Here is a 1,480-nt window from a genome sequence, read left to right as displayed (position 1 = left end):
ATTGCTCAGGCGGAAGGGCGGGCGAAGGACGGCGACGACCGCACCGAGTCGGCGATCCTCAAGATGTTCCACATGAGCCGCAAGGACGAGCCGTTTGGCGAAGTGATCCGCTCGCTCAACGTGACGCCGGTGTCGATCAGCTATGAGTACGACCCGTGTGACCAGGCCAAGGCCCGCGAACTCTACATCCGCGCCACCACCGGCACCTACGCCAAGGCGCCGGGCGAGGATGACGTGAGCATTGCCAAGGGCATCACCGGCTACAAGGGCCGGGTCCACGTGAACTTTGCCGCGCCGATCACCGAAGTGTTCGAGGACACCAAGCAATTGGCGATCGAGATGGACAAGCAGATTCTCGGCGGCTACCGGTTGTTCCCGGTGCATTACCTGGCGTACGCGCAGTGGGCGGATGCCGATCCGCAACTGAATGTGCCGAAGGCGGCCGAGGTGTTCCCGGCTGACGAACTGGCCAAGGCGCAGGATGAATGGCAAAGCCGACTGGATGCGTGCCCCGCTGAGCATCGCCCGTATCTGGTGCTGCAATATGCGACGCCGGTGCGTAATCAGTATCGGGTCAAGGCTGGGTTGCCGCTGTAAAGCAACAGCAAGATCAAAAGATCGCAGCCTTCGGCAGCTCCTACATGGGAATGATGTACATCCTGTAGGAGCTGCCGAAGGCTGCGATCTTTTGCTTTTAAAAGCGGGTGCTGATCCAGGAGACGATCAAAGCCAGGCCCAGGCAAGCAAAACCAAAACGATAGAAAAACCGGTTCATGCGCAACGTCGCCCAATCGAGCATCGGCTCGGCATTGGGCTGCGCCTGGCGCTGTGCCGCCAGACTGGCCTGGGCGCGCTGCTCTCGGCGGCGGGTCGCGTGCAGCAGCCAGCTGCCCGGAAAGGCCAGGAGCAAGGCCAGCAGGTTGATCAACTTGGCGGGATGGGCGGTAAACAGCGTCATCAAGTGCAGCGACATCACAGACCTCGAACTTAACCGGTGTGGCAGACGCCAGACCGACGACCGCGGCGCGGATTCTACCCAAACCCTGACGCCCTGCCCCAGCCTTTGCGACAAATAACATGACAATCGACCGATGGCTGTCCTGTGTCATGGCATCGTCACGTGGATGCTTCACCCTGCGCGCCTCGAAACCCGAATGGAATGCGACATGCTGCACGCGGAAAACCAGGATCGCCTGTACCTCATTACTCCTTACGACGACCAGCAAAGCTTGGTCGGCAGCCTCGCCTTCAACGTGCAGGACCGGCACTGGCTAGTGTATTGCGCGCTGGGCGGGCATCAGCATGCGGACTTGCCCGAGACCGATTTGCTGACCGGAGTGAGCGTGCTCGATTTCTATTCTCAGGCTGCCTGAACGTCAAAAGCACCCTCACCCTAGCCCTCTCCCAGAGGGAGAGGGGACTGACCGAGGTGTTTGCGGTAGATACGCCGACTTGAGATACCGCGCCGAACTCAGGTTTT

The 1,480-nt window shown here is 60.5% G+C and carries 2 protein-coding genes and 1 pseudogene; 2 read left to right on the top strand and 1 reads right to left on the bottom strand.

Annotated elements, in window-relative coordinates; genetic code table 11:
* Window positions 1–597: pseudogene (locus tag OQK_RS00630) on the top strand (1-acyl-sn-glycerol-3-phosphate acyltransferase); the annotation flags it as partial.
* A gap of 97 nt (window positions 598–694) precedes the next feature.
* Here the strand turns inward: OQK_RS00630 and OQK_RS00625 are convergent.
* A complete protein-coding gene (locus OQK_RS00625; RefSeq protein WP_016770663.1) occupies window positions 695–973 on the bottom strand; it encodes a hypothetical protein in 279 nt (92 codons plus the stop codon).
* Window positions 974–1,166: 193 nt separating this feature from the next.
* Between OQK_RS00625 and OQK_RS00620 the strand changes: the two genes are divergently transcribed.
* Window positions 1,167–1,373, top strand: a complete 207-nt coding sequence (locus OQK_RS00620; protein ID WP_016770662.1) for a hypothetical protein — start codon at window positions 1,167–1,169, stop codon at window positions 1,371–1,373.
* The last annotated feature ends 107 nt before the right edge of the window (window positions 1,374–1,480 follow it).

The sequence above is a fragment of the Pseudomonas sp. R62 genome (assembly GCF_000257605.1).
In the GTDB taxonomy this organism is placed as follows: domain Bacteria; phylum Pseudomonadota; class Gammaproteobacteria; order Pseudomonadales; family Pseudomonadaceae; genus Aquipseudomonas; species Aquipseudomonas atacamensis.
The sequence above is the reverse complement of the archived record's forward strand: the minus strand, read 5'-3'. Positions and strand labels throughout refer to the sequence as shown.